Source organism: Flavobacterium sp. (assembly GCF_039916025.1).
Taxonomy (GTDB): domain Bacteria; phylum Bacteroidota; class Bacteroidia; order Flavobacteriales; family Flavobacteriaceae; genus Flavobacterium.
Map to the genome: position 1 here is coordinate 1 of NZ_JBDSMB010000163.1, position 2,676 is coordinate 2,676.

At 37.2% G+C, this 2,676-nt stretch carries 2 protein-coding genes; both read left to right on the forward strand.

The annotated features are described in order from the left end of the window. The first annotated feature begins 23 nt into the window (after positions 1-23). A complete protein-coding gene (gene guaA, locus ABIQ27_RS12665) occupies positions 24-1,553 on the forward strand; it encodes a glutamine-hydrolyzing GMP synthase (protein ID WP_348034273.1) in 1,530 nt (509 codons plus the stop codon). A 96-nt stretch (positions 1,554-1,649) separates the two neighbouring features. Further along, positions 1,650-2,676 (forward strand): LysM peptidoglycan-binding domain-containing protein (locus ABIQ27_RS12670; RefSeq protein WP_348034272.1); only part of this gene is annotated, 1,027 nt, incomplete at its 3' end.

Sequence of the window (2,676 nt, forward strand, 5' to 3'; positions counted from 1 at the left end):
AATTGAGAATAGTACTTTTGCACATGCAACACAACGTACTTATTTTAGATTTCGGTTCGCAATACACACAACTTATTGCGAGAAGAGTTCGGGAATTAAATATATTCTGCGAAATCTTCCCTTACAATCATTTTCCAACTGATTTATCGTCTTACAAAGCAGTTATCCTTGGCGGAAGTCCTTATTCTGTCCGCTCAGAAGATGCTTTGCAAATCGATTTGTCCAATATTAGAGGCAAATTACCAATACTCGCGGTATGTTATGGCGCTCAGTATTTGGCACATTTTTCAGGCGGAGAAGTAGCTGCTTCCAATATCAGGGAATATGGAAGAGCAAATTTATCCTTTATCAAAGAAGGTGAAACTTTTTTTGAAGATGTAAATCTCAATTCTCAGGTTTGGATGAGCCATAGCGACACCATCAAGCATTTGCCAAAAAATGGTGTAAAACTGGCAAGCACCAAAGATGTAGAAAACGCAGCCTACAAAATCGAAGGCGAAATAACTTATGCCATTCAGTTTCACCCGGAGGTTTACCATTCTACTGATGGTAAACAAATCCTTGAGAATTTTTTGGTAAAGATTGCGCACGTTCCTCAGAACTTTACACCTAATGCTTTTGTAGAAGATTGTGTAAAAGAATTACAGGAAAAAGTCAAAAACGACAAAGTCGTACTCGGACTTTCAGGCGGAGTAGATTCAACAGTAGCGGCAGTTTTATTGCATAAAGCTATTGGCAAAAACCTCTATTGCATTTTCGTAAATAATGGTTTGCTTCGAAAAAATGAATTTGATAGCGTTTTGGACCAATATAAAGGCATGGGCTTAAACGTAAAAGGTGTAGACGCTACAGCTAGATTTATGACTGCATTAGATGGTCTTGAAGATCCGGAAGCCAAAAGGAAAGCCATTGGAAATGCTTTTATTGAAGTTTTTGATGAAGAAGCACATTTAATTGAAGATGTGACCTGGCTGGCTCAGGGAACAATTTATCCGGATGTTATCGAATCGGTTTCTGTAAAAGGACCATCGGCAACAATAAAATCACATCACAATGTAGGTGGCTTACCCGATTATATGAAACTCAAAATCGTTGAACCACTGCGCATGTTATTCAAAGACGAAGTACGAAGAGTAGGGAAAACATTGGGCATCGACCCAGAGCTTTTAGGAAGACATCCATTTCCCGGACCAGGATTGTCGATTAGGATTTTGGGTGCAATCACGCCTGAAAAAGTTAGAATCCTGCAGGAAGTTGATGCTGTTTTTATCAACGGATTAAGGGAACACGGATTGTACGACAAAGTTTGGCAGGCCGGAGCAATCTTGCTTCCTGTGAATAGCGTCGGAGTTATGGGCGATGAACGTACATATGAAAAAGTAGTTGCGCTTCGTGCGGTAGAATCAACCGACGGAATGACAGCGGATTGGGTTCATTTGCCTTATGAGTTTTTGATGAAAATCTCCAACGAAATTATCAATAAAGTGAAAGGTGTCAATAGAGTAGTGTATGATATTAGCTCAAAACCACCAGCAACAATCGAATGGGAATAGTTTTTGTTAACACAAAAAAGTTAATGAAAAAAACAGCAATATATATTGAGTTTAAAAAGATTTGTTAACTTTAGACGTTAAATAAACATTAAGTAGATGAAAAACCGTATCCTTTTTTCAATATTTCTAACACTATTTTCTTTTGTGTTTACAGCTTCTGCAATGCAGGAAAAATATTCGAAACATACTGTTGCCAAAGGTGAAACTATTGCGATGATAGCTCAAAAATATAAGGTTACACCCTATGATATTTATAGTTTAAACCCCGATTCTCAAAACGGAATTCAACTAAACAATGTTTTATTAATCCCGTCTTCAGCTTCTGTAGTTGTTATACATTCATCTAAAGCTCCTACGCAAACAGATAATCCAAGTACACATTTGGTACAGCCAAAAGAAACATTATACAGTATTTCAAAACAATATGGAGTTACTGTTGATGCACTAAAAGCAGCCAACGGGGATTTGCTCAACAACGGATTAAAAATTGGGCAAAACATCAAAATTCCAGGTTCGGGTAGTGGACAAAATGCTGTTGCTTCTAAACCTGTCGAAACTACAAAAGTAATTACGCCTGCAGTTTCAAAACCAGCAGTTGTAAAAGCAACGCCAAAGGTTGAAGCACCAAAAGAAGGAACTACTTATCACATTATTGAACCAAAAGAAACAAAATATGGTATTTCTAAAAAGTATGGAATGACAATTCCCGAATTAGAACGTCTGAATCCACAAATTGTTTCTGAATTTCCAATTGGTTTTAAACTGATTGTTTCAGGCAATGCTGTAAATCAGGCTATTGTTGAAACTGCAAAACCAACAACTGTTGAAGTTGTGGCAAAACCAGCTGAAACTTCTGTAGCTGAAACTTCAAGTACTAAAAAATATCTGGAAGAATATGTGGTTAAACCAAAAGAAACGATTCCAAGTATTGCTAATGATTACGGAATGACAGAACAAGAATTGATTTCGCTTAATCCGGAATTGAAAAGAGGAATTAAATTAGGAATGATACTTCGTGTTCCCAAAGGGCAGCGGAAAGAACCTGTCAAAAAGGAGCAGGGTAATTTACTAAAAACAATAAACACTAATGCGAGGAAACAACTCGCATTACTTTTGCCTTTTA